We start from the raw sequence: 18,808 nt of genomic DNA on the forward strand, positions 1-18,808 counted from the left end.
ACAGCATGATTGACAGCAGACTCGGACAACAAGCGCTTCCGGCATATTCCGGCGCAAAGGAGTAAGGACCCGCGCCTGTGTGCGAACGGTTGCCACGCCGCTCGAACGGCACGGCGTACGGCGCGGGGCGTCAGGCGGTGAGGCGCGCGCCCGCCGCCGCCGAGGCGAGGTCCGGGTAGCAGTCGAAGAGGCGGCGCACACCCAGCGCGGCCAGCACGCGGTTGACGTGGCTGCCGTCCTCCGCGCCCCGCGCGGGCAGGATCAGGCGCAGCTCACCGCTGCAGGAACGCATCAGCCGCCGCGCGGCGACCAGGACGCCGACGCCGCTCGAATCACAGAACAGCACGTCGGACAGGTCGAGGACCAGCAGCCTGCGCCCCTCGGCCACCGCCTCGTGCACGTGCTGGCGCACGAGCGGCGAGGTCGCGAGGTCCAGCTCGCCCGCGACCCGCAGCACGGTCCACTCCCCCCGTTGCTCCCCCTGCACGGTCAACGTCACGAGCGTCGGGCCCTTCTGTGCTATGCCACGGTCACGGACCGGGGGCCCGTGCCGGGCCCACTCTATGTGCGGCCTGCCCACTTCTCGTGGGACCACGCGTACGCCGCCGTACCGTCCGTGCAACGATCCGGCCATCCGGCCACCCCGTCCGCACACGCGATGACGGAAACCGCCGCGCCCCGCCCACACCCCACTCCCCCGCCCGGATCCTCGCGAGCGGGCGCGCATCAGGGGGCACCCGCACTACATTTGACACACGCACGGGGCCTGCACCACCCATCGGGCGGACGGAAGTGGAGAGCCGGATGGCGCATCTGACGCCACCACAGTGGGACCGCGACATACGCCGCCGCCTCGAACACGGCGACGCCGCCGCCCTGTCCGAGCTGTACGACCGCTTCGCGACCCTCGCCCACGGCATCGCGCAGCGCATCCTCGACGGCGACGAGCGCGCCGCGGGCGACGTGACGGGCGAGGTGTTCGCCCGCCTGTGGGAACGGCCGTCCGCCTTCGACCCCGCGCGCGGCCCGCTGCGCACGTGGATCGCCGCCGAGACGCACCGGCTCGCCGTCGCCGCGCTGCGCGAGGGCGCCGGGCCCGGCACGCCCGACGAGACGGCCGCCCGCGTCCGCGCCGCCTCGACGGCCGCCCGCGCCGACTACATCGTCGGCTCCATGCCCGCGCCGCTCCACGACGCGCTGCGGCTGACCCGCTTCGGCCGCCACGACTGCCGGGAGACGGCGCGGCGCCTCGGCATCACGGAGGCAGAGACCCACCGCAGGCTGCGCCTGGGCCTCCAGCTGCTGTCCTCCGCGTCGCGCTACGACCCGGACGCGGCGGACGGGACGGACCGGTGACGGCGCGCCCCGGCGGTCAGGCCGGACGCACAGGACACCCGTGCGTCCCGACCCCCCGGCAGCGGAAGGCGAGCGAACCGATGTCCTCACTTCCCCGCGGCGACGCGTCCGCCGAGGCGGCGCCCGACGGCCATCAGGAGCTGATGACCCTCCTCGGCGCCTGGGCACTGGCCGCCTGCACCCCGGCGGAGTACGAGCGCGTCGAGACGCACCTCGGGACGTGCGCCCCGTGCGCGGCGGAGGCGGCGCGGCTCGGCGGCGCCGCGACACTGCTGGAGCCCCCGCGCGGCCTGGACATGGAGCCGGGCCTGCGGGAGCGCGTGCTCGCGGGCTGCCTGGCACGGCGGCCCGCGACGCGGCCGGTGCCGGAGTGGGCCGCGCCGCTGGACGCCGAGGCGGCGCGACTGGACGCGCTGCTCGACGACATGGCGGAGCACGAGTGGGACACCCGGATCGTCCTGCGCTGCGGCGAGGACGGCGGACGGCCCGGCACGGCCACGACGGCGGGCGGCGTCCTCGGCCATCTGTTCATGCTGGACGCGTCGCTCGCGCGGCTGACGGGCCTGCCCGACCCGCCCGCCCCACGCGGCGCGGACACGGGCGCCGGGGCGCGCGGCCCGTGGCGTGAGCTGGTGAGGGCGCTCGTCCGCGTGGCGGCCGACCGGGAAGGCGAGGGGGACGACGGGCCGCTGCCCGACGCGTACCGCGAGTGCGCGTTCGCCTGCTGGACGCACGCGCGCGACATCGCCGACGCCGTGGACTACCCGTACGCCCCGCCGCACGGCCCGCATCTGCGGCAGTTCGTGGACCTGGTCGCGCGGCGGCTGCCAGGGAGCGTCGCCCGGCGCCGCAGGTCGGGCCTGGCGCAGTCGCCGACGCGGCTGGCCCCGGCCGGGGAGCCGGGGCGCGCGCTGCACCTGGAGGTCGAAGGCGCGGGCGGCGGCGACTGGTTCATTCCCGTGGACGCGCCGGACGCCGCCGTGTCCGGCGCGTGGGACGGGACGCCGGTGGCCAGGGTGGCGCTGGAGGACGTGGTGTTCTGCCAGCTCGCGGCGGGACGCGTCCCGCCCGACGAGGCGCCCTCGGGCGAGCACGGCGACCGGCTGGTGATACGGGACGTGCTGTCCGCCGCGGCCGGGCTGTCCCGCCTCTGACCCGAGGCCGCGGGCGGCGTCAGGCGAAGACGACGGTGCGCGTCCCGTTCAGCAGGACCCGGCGTTCGCTGTGCCACTTCACGGCGCGCGCGAGCGCCTGGCACTCGACGTCCCGGCCGACCGCGACGAGCTGCTGCGGCGTGAGGCCGTGCCCGACGCGCTCGACCTCCTGCTCGATGATCGGGCCCTCGTCCAGCTCGGCCGTGACGTAGTGCGCGGTCGCGCCGATGAGCTTGACGCCCCTGGCGTGCGCCTGGTGGTAGGGCCGGGCGCCCTTGAAGCTGGGCAGGAAGGAGTGGTGGATGTTGATGATCCGGCCGGGCAGCCGCTTGCAGAGGTCGTCGGAGATGACCTGCATGTAGCGGGCGAGGACGACGAGTTCGACCTCGTCGGCGTCCACGATGTCGAGCAGCCTCGCCTCGGCCTCCGCCTTCGTGTCGGGCGTGACCGGCAGGTGGTGGAACGGGATGTCGTAGGACGCGGACAGCTCGGCGAAGTCGGTGTGGTTGGAGACGACACCGACGACCTCGACGGGCAGCGCGCCGAGGCGGGAGCGGAACAGCAGGTCGTTCAGGCAGTGCCCGAAGCGGCTGACCATGATCAGCACGCGCATCCGCTCGGTCGCCGCGTGCAGCTGCCAGTCCATGCGGAACGAGTCACCGACCGCCGCGAAGCTGGCCCGCAGCTTCTCCAGGGTGACCGGTTCCGTCGCCGAGAAGAGGACGCGCATGAAGAAGAGCCCGGTGTCCCGGTCGCCGAACTGCTGGCTGTCCTCGATGTTGCAGCCGGTCATGAACAGGAAGCTGGAGACGCCGTGGACGATGCCCGGTTTGTCGGGGCACGACAGCGTGAGGACGTACTGGCCGGAGCGTTCGGCCGGTCCGGCGGTCGAGGGACTCATGGCCCCTACCCTGGCACAGTCGCGACGCGCCCCGCACCCGCGCTCACGCGGAGCGCAGGGCGGCGGCCAGTTCGTCCAGCGAGCGCGGCCTCGCCTCCGGGTCGTCCCCGTCGGCGGTGGCGAGCCGTACGTGCGCCTCCCGCGCCGCGCGGACGGCCTCGGGCCAGCCGTGGTGGCGCAGATAGGCGGTGGCGGGGGCGTCGGCGCCGACCTGGTGCATGATGCGCAGCACCCGCAGCACGGCGACGTCCACGAGCGCCGCCTCCTGCGTGTCCCGGAAGACGGTGCCGATGTACTTCTCGGCCGACCAGTTGTCGAGCCAGGTGTCCTCGACCAGCCGGTAGACGGCGTCGGTGACGTCGCCGTAGCCGGGGGTGGCGGGCACCCAGCGCTCCTGGTGGAAGACGGGGTCGGAGAGCATGTGCAGCGCCGAGCGCACATTGGCCCGCCAGCGCCACCAGGGCATGTCGTTGAGTGGCATGCCTGCCATGGTGGACGAACGGCGGGCGTGGCGGGAAGACTTCTCCTGACTTTGCGTGTGCACGGGACCCGATCGTAGAGGGCTGTCGCTCACAGTGCGCTCGGCTCCCGCTCGGGGAGGCCGAATCCGGCGGCCTGCGGGTTCCACAGGTCGGCGGCGCGCTGCTTGGCCTCGGTCGCCCGGCCGCTGGCGGCGTCGCCCTGGGAGGCGCGGTCGGTGTGCTGGGCGGTGCCGCCCTGGCAGACCTGCGGGTTCGTCCTCGCCTCCTCGGCCCAGACCGCGTAGTGCTCGTCGGCCTCGGCGGACGCCTGCCACGCCTCGGTGAGGGCCTGGCCCAGCTCGGCGTGGCTCTCCAGCGCGCCGATGTCGAGGGCCTGGAGCTGGGTGACGAGGTTGTTGCGCTGGTCGCGGGCGGCGCGCAGGTCGGCGGTGGCGGCCTCCAGCTCGCGGCAGCCGCGGATGTTCTCGACGGACCGGATGACGGCGTCGCGGCTGCTGTTGCTCTGCGCGAGGAGGTCGGAGAGGGCGGTGGCCTGGGCGCGGGCGGCCTCGTCGTCGGGCGCCTCGCTCGTCTCCTCGTCGCCGTTCCCGCCGTCCTCCGCGTCCTGCCCCTCCTCGCCGCCGGTCTCTGCCGACGGGTCGGACGAGGGGTCGGACGACGCCTCGGCCGACTGCTCGCCCGTGGTCGCGGCCTGGTCACCGCCGTCGTCGCCGCCCCCGCCGAGCAGGGCCCCCGCCGCGAGGCCGATCACGGCGAGCGCGACGATCGCGGCGACAGCGAAGAGCACCTTGGGGGAACGGCGCGGCTGCGGGTCGTCGTCGTAGGGGTACTGCGGCCCGCCGGGGCCGGGGGGCCCGGGGGGCTGGGAGGCGGAGCGGAAGAGGTTGTCGAAGGCGCCGCCGGGCGGCGGGCCCTGGGGGCCGGGCTGCTGCGGGGACCAGGCGCCGTTGTTCGCCTGCGGGCCCTGCGGGTACTGCTGCCCCTGCGGACGCTGCGGGTGCGCGGCGGCGGGCCCGCGCCCCGGCCGTACGGCGCGCAGCTGCGTGGTCGCCTCGGGGTCGCCCGCGGCGACGGGCGGGATCATCTGCGTGGGGGCCGCGTCGTCGCGGACCGGCGGGATCATCTGCGTCGGCGCGGCGTCGTCACGCACCGGCGGGATCATCTGCGTGGCGCCCTCGTCGCCGCCCTGCCCCGGCGGCTGCTGGCCGCCCTGCGGGCCGCGCGCGGCGCGGTGCGGGATGGCGCGGATCTGCGTGGTCGTCTCGGTGTCGCGCTCACCGGGGACACCCGGCACGGCGGGGGCCGCCGGGGCGACGGGACCTGCGGGAATCGGCGGGATGAGCTGCGTGTCCGCCGCGTCGGCCGAGTCCGGCGGCACGGGCGGACGCGGCGGCGTGGCCGGTCCCGGCAGGGCGGGCTGCCCCGCGGGCGGCTGTTGCTGGTGCTGCTGGCCGCCCTGCGCCTCCGGCCCCCAGGGCTGTCCCCACGGGCTGCCGGAGGACGGCGGAGCCTGCGCCGGTCCAGGCCCACCGCCCTGCGGCGGCCAGGCGTCACCACCCCCGGACGGCAGTATTACTCCCTCGCGGGGCTCGTCGTCCGCTCCGTTGTGGGTAGTCACCCGGGCTCCTCGCTCGCTCCTGGCCGTACACCGGGTCGTCACGGTACCGGCTCGGCGCGGACGGCCGCGCGCCGCCCGCCCCGGCGCCAAGTCCCGGCAGGGTCAGGGCAGCTGCCAGCGGGCCGTGAACTCGCGGACCCTCGACTGCCCCCGGTGCGGCTCCAGACGTGCCCTGAAGTCCGCGAAGTACGTGGCACCCCGCCGCGAGCGCAGGCCGTCGAGCAGCGTGCCCGCCTCGTCGGCGGTGTGGCAGGCGTGTTCCAGATCACCTTCCTGCAACTGGCCGGTGGCCATGATCAGCAGTCCTATGGCCCGGCGGCGCGCCCGCCCGTGCGGATGGACGGCCAGCGCCTCGGCCGCCCGCTGCTGCGCGGCGCGGCCCTGGCCGAGGTCGCGGTGGCAGTGCGCCAGCTCGTCGGCGAGGTATCCGGCGTCGAAGTGCGCGGCCCAGGGCGGGTCGTCGCCCGGGCCCGCCTCCGCGTCCGCCCGCTCCAGCGCGGCGACGGCGGCGCCCGCCGTGCGCCGACACGACTCGTTGTCGCCGAGCTGCGCGTAGCCGCGGGCCTCGGCCGCCAGGAACAGCGACTCGGCCCGGGGGGTGACCCGGCCGCGCGCGCCCTCCTGGGCGGCGCGCGCGAGCTGGATGACCTCGCGTGGATTGCCCAGTTCCGCGGCGAGATGGCTCATCCCCGCGGCCAGGACGTACCCGCCGAAGCCGCGGTCGCCCGCCGCCTGCGCGAGGCGCAGCGCCTGGATGTAGTAGCGCTGCGCGAGCCCCGGCAGCCCCGTGTCGATCGCCATGTAGCCCGCCAGCTCGGTGAGCCGGGCCGCGGCGCCGAAGAGTTCACGGCCCACCGCGTCGCGGTACGAGCCGCCGAGGAGCCCGGCGACGACCGTGTCCAGGTAGTGCACCACCACCGGCCTGACGTGTCCCGAGCCCCAGCGCCGGTCGAGATCGACGAGCGCGGCCGTCGTGGCGGTCAGCGCCGCGACGTCCGCGCTGCCGACGCGCTGCCCCGAGGCACGGGCCACGTCGGCGTCGGCCGGGGTGATCAGCCAGTCGCGGCTCGGCTCCACGAGCGCGGCGGGCGCCACCTGCGCGCCGCCGGGCCCGTACGGTCCCGTGACGCCCGTCTCCCCCGCCTCACGTCTGGCGACGTCGGAACGCCACAGCTCGACGGCCTGCTCCACCCCCTCGGCGAGCCCGGCCGCGAAGTGCAGGCCGACCGCGGCGGTCAGCTGACGCGACGCGCCCATGCCGATGTCGTCGGCGGTCACCGTACGGCCCAGCTTGCGGCCCAGCGCCTCGGCGATGATCTCGGGCGCGCGCCCACGCGGCTGCTGCCCGCGGATCCAGCGGGCGACGGACGTCTTGTCGTAGCGGAAGTCGAGTCCGCGCTCGGCCGCGCACATGTTCACGCGGCGGGCCAGCCCCGCGTTGGAGCACGCCGCCTCCCTGATGAGGGACAGCAGCCGCTCGTTCGGCTGGCGGGCGATCAGTGGTCTCGCGGTCATGTCGGCTGCTCCTCGCTGATGTGCCCGGGAAGATCCCCCGTCATCACTGCCCGTCAGCTCCTGGCTCCATCCCGTATGCCCCGTTGGTGCACCGGTGCGCCCCGCGTGCGGGACCCCCGGCGCACACACCGGTGCGCGCCGGGCCGTAACCCGTGTGGAGCAGTCGAGTTGAGTGGGGCGTGGAGAACAGCATCGGAGTCACACAGGTCCCCGTCGTCGCCCCGCCCCTCGCCAAGATCCCTCTCCAGCGCGCCGCTTCACTCGTGGAGAGCGCGGTGCGCTACACGGCGGAGTGCCACTGGGACGTCTTCCCCGGCACCTGGCTCGAAGACGGCGGCGGGGTGCTGCGCTGCTCGTGCGCCGTACCCCGGTGCGGCGCGCCTGGCGCGCACCCCACCCGCCCGGACTGGACCGCGCAGGCCACGGGCAGCGCGACGGCGGCCCGGCGGCTGTGGACCGAGGAGCCGCGCGCGGCGCTGCTGTTGCCGACGGGGCGCGTGCTGGACGTGGTGGAGGTGCCGGAGGCGGCCGGTTGCCTGGCGCTGGCGCGGATGGAGCGTACGGCGGTGACGCTCGGCCCGGTGTCGGTGACGCCGTCGGGGCGGATGCAGTTCTTCGTACGGCCGGGCGGCGCGGCGCAGTTGCCGGGGCTGCTGCGGCGGACGGGCTGGGCCCCCGTGGCGGGGGCGATGGGGGCGCGGGGCGAGGGCGACTACGTGGTGGCGGCGCCGACGCGGATGGGCACGCGCGGCGGGTCCGTCCAGTGGGTGCGGCATCCCACGACGGCGAACCGCTGGCTGCCCGAGGCGGCGGACCTGGTGCCCGCGCTCGCGTACGCCTGCGGGCAGGACGAGCGCTGACCGGTGACCACGCGCCGCGCAGGGCCCGCCCTAAAGTGGGCGGCATGGACGGTACGGCGGACGGCATACGGGACGGGCAGGCGGCGGCGGTACGGGTCCGCGGGCTGGTGAAGCGCTTCGGCCCACGGGTGGCCGTCGCCGGGATCGACCTGGACCTGCCCGCCGGGCGGTTCGTCGGGCTCGTCGGGCCGAACGGCGCGGGCAAGACGACCACGCTGTCGATGATCACCGGGCTGCTGCGGCCTGACGAGGGCAGCGTGGAGGTCGCCGGGCTCGACGTCTGGCGCGACCCGGCCGCGGCCAAGGCCAGGATCGGGGTGCTGCCTGAGGGCCTGCGCCTGTTCGAGCGGCTGACGGGCCGGGAGACGCTGACGTACCTCGGGCGCCTGCGGGGCCTGCCTGCCGCCGAGGCGGAGCGGCGGGGGGACGAGCTGCTGGACGTCCTCGCGCTGTCGCCCGCGCAGAACCGGCTGATCTCCGACTACTCGACGGGGATGCGGAAGAAGATCGGGCTGGCGGCGGCGCTGCTGCACGATCCACGGGTGCTCGTGCTCGACGAGCCGTTCGAGGGCGTGGACCCGGTGTCGGCGCAGACGATCCGGGGTGTGCTGGAGCGCTGCACCGCGTCGGGGGCGACCGTGGTGTTCTCCAGTCATGTGATGGAGCTGGTGGAGTCGCTGTGCGACTGGGTGGCGGTCCTGGCGGACGGCCGGGTCAGGGCCCGGGGGACACTCGCGGAGGTACGGGGGGACGCGGCGTCGCTCCAGGACGCGTTCCTCGCGCTGGTGGGCGCACCGGTGGGCGAGGGCGGCCGGTCGCTGGACTGGCTCGGCGCCCGCTGACCCGTCGGCCACGGCCCCGGCCTATGCCCCGGCGGGGGTCTGCGTGAGCAGCAGGACGCCGGGGTCGCCGACCGGGCGCAGCAGGGTGAACGTCAGCCGCTCGGGCCCCGCCGTCACCGTGACGGGCCGGAACTCGGCGACCGTCCGGCAGTCCCACCAGTGGGCGGCGTCGGGGCGTTCGCGGTGCAGGAGCCGGACGATCTCCGCCGCCCGCGGGTCGTCGGGGACGTGCGCGGTCGCGGTGCGGAAGTGCTGGTAGAGGCCGCGCAGCAGGGGCTCCGGGTCCGCGATCCGGCGGGGTCCTGGCGGGCCCGCGGCGAGGTGGAGCAGCAGGTTGCGCCGCTCGGCGGGGAGGTGTTCAGGATCGCCCCACAGGGCGCGGTGGGCGGCGTTGGACGCGAGGACGTCGAGCCGTTCGTCGAGGGCCAGCGCGGGCGTGCCGTCCCAGCCCGCGAGGAGGGCACGGGTGCCGGGCCCTGGACGGGCGTGCTCGCCGGGGGCGAGCGGTGCCCCGGGCAGGAACCCGGCCAGGGCCAGCGCGTGACGGCGGGCGTCGTCGTCCATCCGCAGCGTGCGGCAGAGCGCGTCGATGACCTGGCGGGTGGTGCGGACGCGTCCCTGTTCCAGCCAGGTGTACCAGGCGACACTGACACCGGCGAGGGCCGCGACCTCCTCGCGGCGCAGGCCGGGCGCGCGGCGGCGCGGGCCACGGCCGAGGCCGACGTCCTCGGGCGTCACCTGCTCGCGGGCCGCCCGCAGATGGGCGCCCAGTTCACGGCGCAGGGCTTCGTCCACGCCTGCGATCCTATGAGCGCCGCTCACCCCCAGGAACGCCTGCCTGCCGCGCGCGGCGCGCGGCGGCGAGTGTGGGCGCATGACACAGGACATGACGCAGGGGAAGCGGCAGGCGCCCGCCATGTGGCGCCGGGAGAACGACTCGTCGGGGCTGACCGAGCCCCGGGTGCTGGTCCGGGTGTTCCTCGCCCCGGAGGCGATCGAGGCGGGGATCGGCTTCTACGAGCGGCTCCAGGGGCGGAGCGCCGACGCCCGGTTCACGTTCGGCGCGCTGCGGCTGGCGACGGTCGGGGCGTTCCTGCTGATCGCGGGCACGGAGGAGGAGCTGCGGCCGTACCGCGCGACCACCGGCACGCTGCTGGTGGACGACGTGCGGCCGTACCACGACCGGCTGGTCGCCGAGGGGGCGGCGGTGGTCCTGCCGCTCCAGGAGGTGCCCACCGGGGCGGGCTTCACCGCGCGGCACCCTGACGGGACGGTGGTGGAGTACGTCCACCACCGTCCCACCGCCGAGGGCGCCTGAGGCGGCGCGTTCAGGCGGGGATCTGGCCCGAGCTGAGGTCGGTGAGGTCGAGGACCAGGTCGTCAGGCGGCGGCACCGCGTCCACGGGGATGCCGAAGTCGCTGAAGGTCATCTCCCCGTCCGCCGTCTCCACATGGAGGAGGTACGGCTCGGGGCCGGCGGCGACGAGCACCGTGCCGTCCTCCTCCAGCAACTCCACCGTCCGCGCGGGGACCCCGTCGTGGGTGGTCGTCCCACCGAGCCGCATCGGGCTCTCGCTCAGACCTTCCATGAGGCCGAGCAGCGGGCCGAAGTCGCAGGTGGCCGGCATGCCGGACTCCTGAGCGTCCGCCGGCATGTACAGGTAGTAGCCGAGGAGGAGGTCGATCGTCTCCGCGTCGAGGGGGGTCCCGGTGCCCGCCGCCAGGTACTGCCAGCCGGAGCGGTCGAAGCGGGTCCAGGTGTCGTCGCCCCGGCGGATGACGTCTGCCGTGCCCTGCTCGCTGGAGGTGAACGTGCCGGTGCAGTTCGCCTCGTCGTCGAGGTGGACGTCCACCTGGCCGTGCCCGGCGCCCGGGGTCGTCAGGTCCATGGCTATCCGCATCGAGGACGCGCCGTTCAGGGCGTCGATGCTCCGCTCGACCAGGTCGGACGCCTCCGGCTCCCCGGCTGGCTCCTCCGGCCCGTCCTCCACCGGGCTCCCGGTGGTGTCGCGGTCCGCGTCCCGGTCGGCGGCCGACTCCTCGGCCGCCGCCGTGACGGCCTCGTCGGGCAGCCCGATCGTGCCACCGGCGCACCCGGTGAGCAGCCCTGTCAGCGCGACCGCCCCCGCAATGCCGGGCAAGGCGCGTCCGCGCCATCCCCTCACCATCCCGAACCCCCCTGTGTCCACGGAATCACCCCAGAAGATCCATCTTCTGGGCCAACTCGTGGAGGCTACAAGCGGATTATCGGGTGAACAGTTGCGGGCAGGGTGGGGCGCCCGCCGGGGCCGCCCGGGAAAAGAAGCCCCGTTCGGGTGAGGGGTGCGCAGGATTGATCGGCGTGGCGCCGGGGAGACATGCAGCAGGGAAGAGGCCACCCCGGAGAGCTCGGGGCCCCGGGGCGGCCTCGCCCGTCGGCGGTCCCCCCGCGGGCCTCGGCGGCTCCCCGGGACCGCGCTCAGCCCTTGGCGACGAACACGTGCATCGCCACGGACGGCTCCAGCTCGGCGGCCTCGCCGCCGCTGCCGACCTGGACGGCCCCCCCGGCACCGGCGGACACGCTCACCGACGCCCCGGGACGCACGCCCGCTCGCCGCAGCGTCTGCATGACCTGCGCGTCCGTCTGGATCGGCTCCCCGATCCGCCGGACGACGACCGTCTTCCCGCCCGCCGCGTCCAGATCGGAGAGCGCGACCATGCCCTCGGCGAGGAACGGGTCGGCGACCCCCTTCTCCCCCAGCTCGGCGAGGCCGGGGATGGGATTGCCGTACGGGGACTCGGTCGGGTGGTTCAGCAGTTCGAGGACGCGCCGCTCGACGGCCTCGCTCATCACATGCTCCCAGCGGCACGCCTCGGCATGGACGTGCTCCCACTCCAGCCCGATGACGTCCACGAGCAGACACTCGGCGAGCCGGTGCTTGCGCATGACGCGCTGGGCGAGCCTGCGCCCCTCACCGGTCAGCTCCAGATGGCGGTCCCCCGCGACGGTCAACAGCCCGTCGCGCTCCATGCGGGCCACCGTCTGGCTCACCGTCGGGCCGCTCTGTTCGAGCCGCTCGGCGATGCGGGCCCGCATCGGAACCACCCCTTCCTCCTCCAGCTCCAGAATGGTGCGGAGATACATCTCGGTGGTGTCGATAAGTCCGGACATAAAGCGCCCCTCGATATCTCGTGCGGTGGCCCTGGACCAATTCTGACGCACACCACCGACAACCGGCCCCGTCACGGAACGCCTCCGGCCCGTGCGCGCCGCCACGGGGATCTTGTTTCCCGCTGGTCCAGACCTTTACGGTGAGCCCGCCGGTCCGCCACAGGTGGACCGGTGCCACCAGCGGATGGGCGGAAGGGGACCCACCACTCATGAGCGACAGCGCCGGAACGCTCGCCGACCAGTTCTTCGACGCCGCCATCGGTCTGCTGAGCCGCGTCCGCGAGCAGGAGAAGGACCGCATCGACCAGGCCGCCGACCTTATCGCCAGGACCGTGACCGCGGGCGGACGGATCTTCGTCAGCGGCACGGGCCACTCGGCCCTGCCCGCGCAGGACCTCGTCTACCGCGCCGGCGGCCTCGCCGTCGTCAACCTCCTCGGCGTCCCGGGCGCCACGGGGGTGGACGGCAACCCGGCCACACTCGGCAGCGCCCTCGAACACGTCACGGGCCTGGCCGCGGCCGTCCTGCACAACAGCCCGTCCCGCCCGGGCGACCTGCTCGTGATCATCTCGCTGTCCGGGCGCAACGTCCTGCCGATCGAGATGGCGCGGCACGCGCGGGAGCGCGGTCTCACCGTCCTCGGCGTGACGGCGGTCGGCTACGCAGAGCACACGACGCCGCGCCACCCGTCGGGCACCTTCCTCAAGGACAACTGCGACCTCGTGCTCGACACCGGCATCCCGATCGGGGACGCGACGCTGACCCGCGAGGACATCGGCGCGCCCTTCGCCCCCGCCTCCACCGTCGTCACCTGTGCCCTGCTCCAGGCCGTCGTCGCCGAGGCGGCGGGCCGGATCGCGGCGACCGGCATGGAGCCGCCGCTGCTGCGGTCGGCCAACATCGACGGCGGACCCGAGTGGAACGAGCAGGTGTTCGCGGAGCGCTCCGACCAGATCCTCTGGCGCCGCTGACCGCGCCCGCCGCGCCGCCGGTCCCGCACGGGAGCGGCGGCGCGCTCACGTCCTGGGCGTCCGCAGGGCGAGGTCAACGGCCGCGGCCACGCGCAGGGCGACGTCCTCGCCGAACGCCACGTCGTCCCGGTCGAACGGTCGCCGCGCCGCGCCGCGCAGGAACGTGAGGACCCCCAGGCTCCGGCCGCCGCTGCGCAGGACGACGCACAGGGCGTGCTCGGCGTCCTTCGGCCAGCGGTGGTCGGCCGCCCAGCCGGACCGCCCCACGCCGCCGGTCGCCCGCACCGGCACGCCCGTCTCCAACGCCTGCGGCGCCGGGTGCCCGGCGCGGTACCGCACGGGCACGCCGCGCGTCGCCGAGGCGGGCGCGCCGAAGGCGCCGGGGGACTCGGCGGTCCGCACGAGCACGCCAGTGGCGGGCACCCGCACGTCGAGCAGCGCGTGTTCGGCGAAGCCCGTCAGCGCGAAGTGCAGGTGGAGCGCGGCGGCCTCCATCGGGTCCTCGCACTCGGCCGCCGCGCGCGTGGCGCGGGCGAGCTGGCTGTCGCGGAAGCGGCGGCGCGCCGCCTCCTGGGCCGCGAGGCGGGGGCGCGTCACGTCCTCGAAGAGCCAGGCGACGCCCAGCGGCGCGGCCCCGTCGCCCTCCCGGCCGGTCAGCCGGAGGAAGCCGCTCTGGAGGCAGCGGCGCGACGGCCCGCCGAGGCCGGTGGCCGCGGCGTGCACGGGGTCGGCGAACGCGTCCTCGGCGGCGTCGCGCGGGGTGAGCCACAGGTCCACCGGGCCGTCGGGGGCCTGCCCGGCGAGGGTGTGCTCCAGGGCGCTCTCCAGCTCGTCGAGCCCGCCGCGGAAGGACTCGGCGAGGGGTTCGCCGAGCAGCTCGGCCGCCGGGAGGTTCAGGGTGGCGCAGGCGCGGGCGTTCACGGAGACGGTCCGCAGGTCGGGGTCGAGCACCAGGACGGCCCAGGGTGACGCGCCCAGCAGCGCGGCGGCGAGGGCGAGGTCGCGCTGTCCCGCGAGCCGGGCGCGCGCCTCGCCGAAGGCGCAGTAGACCCCGGCGGGCCGCCCGTCGGCGTCGGTCCAGGCGACGGCGGCGCCGTGGACGAGCAGCCGGGCGCCGTCCTGCCGCAGGAGGGGAAGCTCCTGCGCTATCCGGACGCCCGGCTGGCGCGCGGCGGCGGCGAGGCGGCCGTGCACGTCGGCCTCGTCGCACGCGCGGACGGCCCAGCCGCCGAGTCCGGCGCGGCCGACGGCCTGGTCGCGCGACCAGCCGAGGAGCCGTTCCGCCTGGCGGTTCCAGTGCGTGACGCGGCCCGTGATGTCGAGGGCGAACAGGGCGGAGTCGAGTCCGTCGAGCAGCGCGGGCAGGAGGGGCGCGGCGCCGTGTGCGGCGGACGAGGCGTCGCCGGGCGGGCCGAAGCCCTGCTGGGCATGGGAAACGCCGGATGGAGTGGTCACCTGTATACCCCCAGCACAGGAGAGTGGGCGCCGGTCGCGGGCGCGCGGGCCCATTCAACTCCATCGTGACGGCCGTCACACAGCGTTCGGCGCTTTCCGTTGTCCCCCCGTTGTCCCCCTCGTCGCCCGGCGCGTGGTCAGGGCCGTGCGGCGGTCCTGCGGCGGTGGGAGGCGCGGGCCTTGACGCGGTTGCCGCAGATGTCCATGGAGCACCAGGTCCTGCGCCGGTTGCGGGAGTGGTCGTAGAACGCCCAGCGGCAGCTCGGTTCACGGCAGGTCTTGAGCCGGGCCCACGTCCCGTCCGCCACGGCGTCGGCGACGACGGCGACGGCGAGCAGCGCGGCCAGCGCGGCGTCCACGGACGGCGCGCCCCGGGGCGTCAGGCGGGGCGGGCGTGCGGTGACGTCGAGGACGAGGGGGGAGGTCGCGGGCGAGCCGGGCGAGGCGGTTCCCTGTCTCGGGGGCGAGGCCGTCGGGGTGCGGGCTGGACACGGGTTCGGCGTTGTTGTCGGCGATCAGCGCGCGCAGGCCCTCGCGCACCGCCTCGGCCCGGTCGCGTTCCGCGGCTCCGGCGGCGGTCCCGGCGGGGGGCAGGCCGCGCCGGTGGAGCCGCATCGACAGCCTCGACCTGCCCGGTGCGCTCGCGTTCTGGCGGGAGGTCACCGGGTACCGGGTCGCGACGTCGGGCGAGGACACCGCCTCGCTGGAGGACCTCGCCGGGGAGGTCGTCCGCATTCGGGGGCCGGGGGCCACGGAGGTGCGGCGGTTCGAGGAGGAGGGCTGGGTCGTCCTGGCCGACACGGAGGGCAACAGTTTCTGCGTCGTCGGCGCGTGACGGGCGCCTCGGGGCGGGTCTCTGCCGCCGTGGGGAAGGCGGGACGTAATTCCCTTGCCCGTCCGGGAGGGGCGCGCCTACGGTGGGCGCACACGAGAAGGGAGGTGGTTCGTCAGATGTATGACAACCGGACGCGTGAGGTGGCTGCGGCCTAACGGCCGACGCTCCACGAAACGTGGCGCCGGCACAGCCGGCCAGTTCCCAGCAGTCACCCGATCCGCGGGCCGCCGGTAAGTCCGGCCGGCTCCCCGGCGGCGCACCGCGCCTCCGGGGACCACAGGCCCGCGGATCGTCTGCGTGTGCGGGCAGAAGCCCCCCGCTCCCCGGCGGCTACGGGCTCAGCCGCTCGACCGCCCAGCCCGCCCCGTCGTCCCGGCGCACGTAGCGCAGCCGGTCGTGCAGCCGGTTGTCCCGGCCCTGCCAGAACTCCACCGTCTCGGCCACCACCCGGTAGCCGCCCCACCGCGGCGGCGCGGGCACGTCCTCGCCCTCCGGGTAGCGGCGCGCCAGCTCGGCGTAGAGCCGGTCCAGATCGGCCCGCGAGGCCACGCGTGTGGACTGCTCGCTCGCCCAGGCGCCGAGCTGCGAACCGTGCGGCCTGGTGCGGAAGTAGGCGGCCGTCTCGTCCCGCCCCGTACGCCCGGCCCGCCCCGTGACGATCACCTGGCGGGCGATCGGATGCCAGGGGAACAGCAGGGACACGGCGGCGTTGGCCGCGATCTCGCGGCCCTTCCTGGAGTCGTAGTGCGTGAAGAAGACGAACCCGGCCGCGTCGAAGTGCTTGAGCAGGACGGTGCGCGCGCTGGGGCGGCCGTCCGCGTCCGCCGTCGAGAGGACCATCGCGTTCGGCTCGGCGAGGCCGCCGTCCGCCGCCTGCGCGAACCAGCGGCCGAACTGCTCGTGGGGATCGGCCGCGAGGTCCGTCTCGGCCAGGCCCGTGGCCCGGTACCTCGCCCGCATGACGGACGGGTCGGGCACCGGCCCGTCGGGCGGGTCGTCGGGGGCTGACCGGTCGGGGGCGGGGAGCCCGGCATCGTGGGACACGGCCCATATCTTGCAGTACCGGGCGGACCGCCGGGTACGCCGCGCGCCTTCCGTCCCGCGCCCTGCGCCCGCCGGACACCCGGAGTTAAGGTGACCGCCTGACTTACCCGCACCAAAGGCGCGTACCGCACGCGTCCCGTCACGAGGAGCAGTTTCATGCCGGACGTCGTTCCCGGGCTCGAAGGAGTCGTCGCGTTCGAGACGGAGATCGCCGAGCCGGACCGTGAGGGCGGCGCGCTCCGCTACCGGGGCGTGGACATCGAGGACCTGGTCGGGCGGGTGCCGTTCGGCCGCGTCTGGGGGCTCCTGGTGGACGGCGCCTTCTCGCCGGGGCTGCCGCCCGCCGAGCCGTTCCCCATCCCGGTGCGCTCGGGGGACGTGCGGGTGGACGTCCAGGCGGCGCTGGCGATGCTGTCGCCGGTGTGGGGGCTGCGGCCCCTGCTGGACATCGACGCCGCTCAGGCACGCGACGACCTGGCGCGGGCGGCCGTGATGGCGCTGAGCTTCGTCGCGCAGTCGGCGCGCGGCGCCGACCTGCCGGTCGTGCCGCAGCGGGAGATCGACGCGGCGGACGGCATCGCCGAGCGGTTCCTGCGCCGGTGGCGCGGCGAGCCCGACCCCCGGCACGTCGCGGCGCTCGACGCGTACTGGACGTCGGCGGCCGAGCACGGGATGAACGCGTCCACGTTCGCCGCCCGGGTGATCGCCTCGACGGGGGCCGACGTGGCGGCGGCGCTCTCCGGGGCCGTCGGCGCGATGTCGGGGCCGCTGCACGGCGGGGCGCCCGCGCGCGTCCTCGGGATGATCGAGGAGGTCGAGCGGACCGGCGACGCGGCGGCGTTCGTGCGCCGGGCGCTGGACGGCGGCGAGCGGCTGATGGGCTTCGGGCACCGCGTCTACCGTGCCGAGGACCCGCGGGCGCGGGTGCTGCGCCGCACGGCGCGTGAGCTGGGGGCGCCGCGCTTCGAGGTGGCCGAGGCGCTGGAGCGTGCGGCGCTGGCGGAGCTGGCCGCCCGCAGGCCGGACCGGGTGCTGGCGACGAACGTCGAGTTCTGGGCGGCGATCGTGCTCGACTTCGCCGAGGTACCGGCGAGCATGTTCTCGGCGATGTTCACCTGCGCCAGGACGGCGGGCTGGTCGGCGCACATCCTGGAGGAGAAACGCACCGGGCGGCTGATCAGGCCGTCGGCCCGCTACGTGGGCCCGGCGCCGCGCGGGGTGCGGGAGGTCGAGGGCTGATGCGGGAGTACACCTTCGTGCTCGCCGACGTGTTCACGGAACACGCCTTCGGCGGCAACCAGTTGGCCGTCCTGCCGGACGCGCGGGGGCTGTCCGACGACGAGATGCAGGCGCTGGCGCGGGAGTTCAACTTCTCGGAGAGCGCGTTCGTCCTGCCGCCGGACGACCCGGCGCACACGCGGCGCCTGCGGATCTTCACGCCCGGCTCCGAGCTGCCGTTCGCCGGGCACCCCACGGTCGGCACGGCCGCCGTGCTGGCGGCGCGGGGCGCGGTGCGGGACAGGCTGGTGCTGGAGGAGGGCGTCGGGCTCGTCACGGTCGAGGTGGCGGGCACGTTCAGCCGCCTCACGCTGGCCTCGCCCTACGAGACGCCCGACCACTACCCCTCGGTGACGGCCGTGGCGGCGGCGCTCTCGGTGCCGCCGGAGGACGTCGTGGAGACGTGGTACGGCGGCGTCGGGCTGCCGTTCTGCTTCGTCAGGCTCGCGGACCGGGCGTCCGTGGACCGGACGGTGTTCGACCGGGCCGCGTGGCAGGCGGGCCCGGCCGACGGCTGGGCGGCCAGCATCTACGTCTTCGCCGGGCACCTCACGGACGGCGGGCGGCTGTACGCCCGTTCGTTCCCCGACATGCTGGAGGGCGGCGAGGACCCGGCGACCGGGTCGGCAGCGGCGGGGCTGGCCGCGACGCTCGCGCAGCGGCACGGCTGCCGGGCCCAGGAGTACGGGCTGCGGATCGACCAGGGCGTGGCCATGGGGCGGCCGAGCGACCTGCACGCCTCGGCCCGTACGCGGGACGGCGCGCTGGCCTCGGTCTCGGTCGGCGGGCACACGGTGATCGTGGGCGAGGGCACGGTGCGGCTGCCGGACTGACCGGCGCGGGGGCGCGGCGGCGTCAGCCGTCGCCCCCGGCCGACGGGTCGGACCTGGCGGCGCGCCGCTCGGCCAGCACGTCATCGACGTCGAACGGTGGCCGCCGCAGCGGCGGGCCCTCGGGCGGACGGCGCGCGGCGGCGCGCAGTTTCTCGTTGATGCCGTCGAGGAGGCGGCGGGCGGCGGCCTCGGTGGGCGCGGCGAGCGCCGCCGCGTGCGCGTCCTCCGCCTCCTTGCGCAGCGCGAGACTGGGCGGCAGGTGGGACAGGCCCTCGGCCGCCGCCTTCCGGCGCACCCACCACAGCTCGTCGTAGGGCTCGCGCGCATCGGGCAGCGGCTTGCCGCGGCCGGGGAGATTCGCGAAGTCGCCGCGCTGCTCGGCCTCACGGATCTGCTTGTCGATCCACGACTCGAAGGGAACGCCGGGCGGCTTGCGTTCGGTCATGCCCCCGACGGTACCGCCCGACGCGCGGCGCGTCAGGAGGCGGCGGTGTCCGCTCCGGCGTCTCCCGG

At 75.6% G+C, this 18,808-nt stretch carries 21 protein-coding genes; 9 read left to right on the forward strand and 12 right to left on the reverse strand.

The window, feature by feature from the left end; translation table 11 throughout:
- Positions 1 to 130: 130 nt before the first annotated feature.
- A complete protein-coding gene (locus IF27_RS13430; RefSeq protein WP_420822007.1) occupies positions 131 to 487 on the reverse strand; it encodes an STAS domain-containing protein in 357 nt (118 codons plus the stop codon).
- A 317-nt stretch (positions 488 to 804) separates the two neighbouring features.
- On the opposite strand from IF27_RS13430, the gene IF27_RS13435 reads away from it, so the two are divergent.
- Complete coding sequence (locus IF27_RS13435; RefSeq protein ID WP_052849756.1) at positions 805 to 1,356, forward strand: sigma factor; 552 nt, start codon at positions 805 to 807, stop codon at positions 1,354 to 1,356.
- Between the two features lie 80 nt (positions 1,357 to 1,436).
- Positions 1,437 to 2,510, forward strand: coding sequence for a zf-HC2 domain-containing protein (locus tag IF27_RS13440; protein WP_052849757.1), 1,074 nt, complete (start codon positions 1,437 to 1,439; stop codon positions 2,508 to 2,510).
- Between the two features lie 19 nt (positions 2,511 to 2,529).
- Here IF27_RS13440 and purU read toward each other — a convergent pair whose 3' ends face one another.
- The 4 genes from purU to IF27_RS13460 all read right to left on the reverse strand — a co-directional run bounded on the left by purU (position 2,530) and on the right by IF27_RS13460 (position 7,026).
- Positions 2,530 to 3,411, reverse strand: coding sequence for a formyltetrahydrofolate deformylase (gene purU / locus IF27_RS13445; protein ID WP_052849758.1), 882 nt, complete (start codon positions 3,409 to 3,411; stop codon positions 2,530 to 2,532).
- 43 nt (positions 3,412 to 3,454) lie between these two features.
- Positions 3,455 to 3,901 carry an SCO4402 family protein gene (locus IF27_RS13450; RefSeq protein ID WP_052849759.1) on the reverse strand — a complete coding sequence of 149 codons (447 nt, stop codon included), beginning with the start codon at positions 3,899 to 3,901 and terminating at the stop codon, positions 3,455 to 3,457.
- An 80-nt stretch (positions 3,902 to 3,981) separates the two neighbouring features.
- On the reverse strand, positions 3,982 to 5,511 hold the full coding sequence (locus IF27_RS13455; RefSeq protein WP_223291049.1) for a hypothetical protein: 1,530 nt from the start codon (positions 5,509 to 5,511) through the stop codon (positions 3,982 to 3,984).
- Between the two features lie 102 nt (positions 5,512 to 5,613).
- A complete protein-coding gene (locus IF27_RS13460; RefSeq protein WP_052849761.1) occupies positions 5,614 to 7,026 on the reverse strand; it encodes an NsdA family TPR-like regulatory protein in 1,413 nt (470 codons plus the stop codon).
- Between the two features lie 179 nt (positions 7,027 to 7,205).
- Here IF27_RS13460 and IF27_RS13465 point away from each other — a divergent pair, with 179 nt between their 5' ends.
- A complete protein-coding gene (locus tag IF27_RS13465; protein ID WP_052849762.1) occupies positions 7,206 to 7,886 on the forward strand; it encodes a bifunctional DNA primase/polymerase in 681 nt (226 codons plus the stop codon).
- A gap of 44 nt (positions 7,887 to 7,930) precedes the next feature.
- A complete protein-coding gene (locus IF27_RS13470; protein ID WP_052849763.1) occupies positions 7,931 to 8,728 on the forward strand; it encodes an ABC transporter ATP-binding protein in 798 nt (265 codons plus the stop codon).
- A 21-nt stretch (positions 8,729 to 8,749) separates the two neighbouring features.
- Here IF27_RS13470 and IF27_RS13475 read toward each other — a convergent pair whose 3' ends face one another.
- Positions 8,750 to 9,523 (reverse strand): helix-turn-helix domain-containing protein, encoded by a 774-nt coding sequence (locus tag IF27_RS13475; RefSeq protein ID WP_052849764.1) that lies wholly within the window; start codon positions 9,521 to 9,523, stop codon positions 8,750 to 8,752.
- 79 nt (positions 9,524 to 9,602) lie between these two features.
- Here IF27_RS13475 and IF27_RS13480 point away from each other — a divergent pair, with 79 nt between their 5' ends.
- On the forward strand, positions 9,603 to 10,046 hold the full coding sequence (locus IF27_RS13480; protein ID WP_223291050.1) for a VOC family protein: 444 nt from the start codon (positions 9,603 to 9,605) through the stop codon (positions 10,044 to 10,046).
- 10 nt (positions 10,047 to 10,056) lie between these two features.
- Here the strand turns inward: IF27_RS13480 and IF27_RS13485 are convergent, their stop codons facing one another.
- Together IF27_RS13485 and IF27_RS13490 are read right to left on the reverse strand one after the other, a co-directional pair.
- Complete coding sequence (locus IF27_RS13485; RefSeq protein ID WP_052849766.1) at positions 10,057 to 10,869, reverse strand: hypothetical protein; 813 nt, start codon at positions 10,867 to 10,869, stop codon at positions 10,057 to 10,059.
- A gap of 317 nt (positions 10,870 to 11,186) precedes the next feature.
- On the reverse strand, positions 11,187 to 11,879 hold the full coding sequence (locus IF27_RS13490; RefSeq protein ID WP_052849767.1) for an iron-dependent transcriptional repressor DtxR: 693 nt from the start codon (positions 11,877 to 11,879) through the stop codon (positions 11,187 to 11,189).
- A 209-nt stretch (positions 11,880 to 12,088) separates the two neighbouring features.
- Here IF27_RS13490 and IF27_RS13495 point away from each other — a divergent pair, with 209 nt between their 5' ends.
- Entirely contained in the window at positions 12,089 to 12,850 is a 762-nt protein-coding gene (locus IF27_RS13495) for an SIS domain-containing protein (protein WP_052849768.1), read from the forward strand.
- 45 nt (positions 12,851 to 12,895) lie between these two features.
- On the opposite strand, the gene IF27_RS13500 is transcribed toward IF27_RS13495, so the two are convergent.
- Together IF27_RS13500 and IF27_RS31045 are read right to left on the reverse strand one after the other, a co-directional pair.
- Positions 12,896 to 14,305: a PAS domain-containing protein gene (locus IF27_RS13500; RefSeq protein WP_052849769.1), complete on the reverse strand. Its 1,410-nt coding sequence runs from the start codon at positions 14,303 to 14,305 to the stop codon at positions 12,896 to 12,898.
- A 137-nt stretch (positions 14,306 to 14,442) separates the two neighbouring features.
- Complete coding sequence (locus tag IF27_RS31045; RefSeq protein WP_052849770.1) at positions 14,443 to 14,664, reverse strand: CGNR zinc finger domain-containing protein; 222 nt, start codon at positions 14,662 to 14,664, stop codon at positions 14,443 to 14,445.
- Between the two features lie 146 nt (positions 14,665 to 14,810).
- Here IF27_RS31045 and IF27_RS31565 point away from each other — a divergent pair, with 146 nt between their 5' ends.
- Positions 14,811 to 15,140, forward strand: a complete 330-nt coding sequence (locus IF27_RS31565) for a VOC family protein (protein ID WP_052849771.1) — start codon at positions 14,811 to 14,813, stop codon at positions 15,138 to 15,140.
- Between the two features lie 330 nt (positions 15,141 to 15,470).
- Here IF27_RS31565 and pdxH read toward each other — a convergent pair whose 3' ends face one another.
- A complete protein-coding gene (pdxH, locus tag IF27_RS13515; protein ID WP_052849844.1) occupies positions 15,471 to 16,100 on the reverse strand; it encodes a pyridoxamine 5'-phosphate oxidase in 630 nt (209 codons plus the stop codon).
- Between the two features lie 240 nt (positions 16,101 to 16,340).
- Here pdxH and IF27_RS13520 point away from each other — a divergent pair, with 240 nt between their 5' ends.
- Positions 16,341 to 17,423, forward strand: coding sequence for a citrate synthase 2 (locus tag IF27_RS13520; protein ID WP_052849772.1), 1,083 nt, complete (start codon positions 16,341 to 16,343; stop codon positions 17,421 to 17,423).
- Positions 17,423 to 18,295: a PhzF family phenazine biosynthesis protein gene (locus tag IF27_RS13525; RefSeq protein ID WP_052849773.1), complete on the forward strand. Its 873-nt coding sequence runs from the start codon at positions 17,423 to 17,425 to the stop codon at positions 18,293 to 18,295. The genes IF27_RS13520 and IF27_RS13525 overlap by 1 nt, the downstream gene beginning before the upstream one ends.
- Positions 18,296 to 18,317: 22 nt before the next feature.
- Here IF27_RS13525 and IF27_RS13530 read toward each other — a convergent pair whose 3' ends face one another.
- The gene (locus tag IF27_RS13530) at positions 18,318 to 18,740 is read right to left on the reverse strand and encodes a DnaJ family domain-containing protein (RefSeq protein WP_052849845.1); all 423 of its coding nucleotides are present in this window, start codon (positions 18,738 to 18,740) and stop codon (positions 18,318 to 18,320) included.
- Positions 18,741 to 18,808: the final 68 nt, after the last annotated feature.

The sequence above is a fragment of the Streptomyces avicenniae genome, assembly GCF_000719135.1.
Lineage (GTDB): Bacteria > Actinomycetota > Actinomycetes > Streptomycetales > Streptomycetaceae > Streptomyces > Streptomyces avicenniae.

Bases quoted from the DNA above. Each gene is read 5' to 3' on its own strand.
- IF27_RS13435 (WP_052849756.1), top strand. From the start codon at position 805: ATGGCGCATCTGACGCCACCACAGTGGGACCGCGACATACGCCGCCGC.
- IF27_RS13440 (WP_052849757.1), top strand. From the start codon at position 1,437: ATGTCCTCACTTCCCCGCGGCGACGCGTCCGCCGAGGCGGCGCCCGAC.
- purU (WP_052849758.1), bottom strand. From the start codon at position 3,411: ATGAGTCCCTCGACCGCCGGACCGGCCGAACGCTCCGGCCAGTACGTC.
- IF27_RS13450 (WP_052849759.1), bottom strand. From the start codon at position 3,901: ATGGCAGGCATGCCACTCAACGACATGCCCTGGTGGCGCTGGCGGGCC.
- IF27_RS13460 (WP_052849761.1), bottom strand. From the start codon at position 7,026: ATGACCGCGAGACCACTGATCGCCCGCCAGCCGAACGAGCGGCTGCTG.
- IF27_RS13470 (WP_052849763.1), top strand. From the start codon at position 7,931: ATGGACGGTACGGCGGACGGCATACGGGACGGGCAGGCGGCGGCGGTA.
- IF27_RS13480 (WP_223291050.1), top strand. From the start codon at position 9,603: ATGACACAGGACATGACGCAGGGGAAGCGGCAGGCGCCCGCCATGTGG.
- IF27_RS13490 (WP_052849767.1), bottom strand. From the start codon at position 11,879: ATGTCCGGACTTATCGACACCACCGAGATGTATCTCCGCACCATTCTG.
- IF27_RS13495 (WP_052849768.1), top strand. From the start codon at position 12,089: ATGAGCGACAGCGCCGGAACGCTCGCCGACCAGTTCTTCGACGCCGCC.
- pdxH (WP_052849844.1), bottom strand. From the start codon at position 16,100: ATGCGGGCGAGGTACCGGGCCACGGGCCTGGCCGAGACGGACCTCGCG.
- IF27_RS13520 (WP_052849772.1), top strand. From the start codon at position 16,341: ATGCCGGACGTCGTTCCCGGGCTCGAAGGAGTCGTCGCGTTCGAGACG.
- IF27_RS13525 (WP_052849773.1), top strand. From the start codon at position 17,423: ATGCGGGAGTACACCTTCGTGCTCGCCGACGTGTTCACGGAACACGCC.
- IF27_RS13530 (WP_052849845.1), bottom strand. From the start codon at position 18,740: ATGACCGAACGCAAGCCGCCCGGCGTTCCCTTCGAGTCGTGGATCGAC.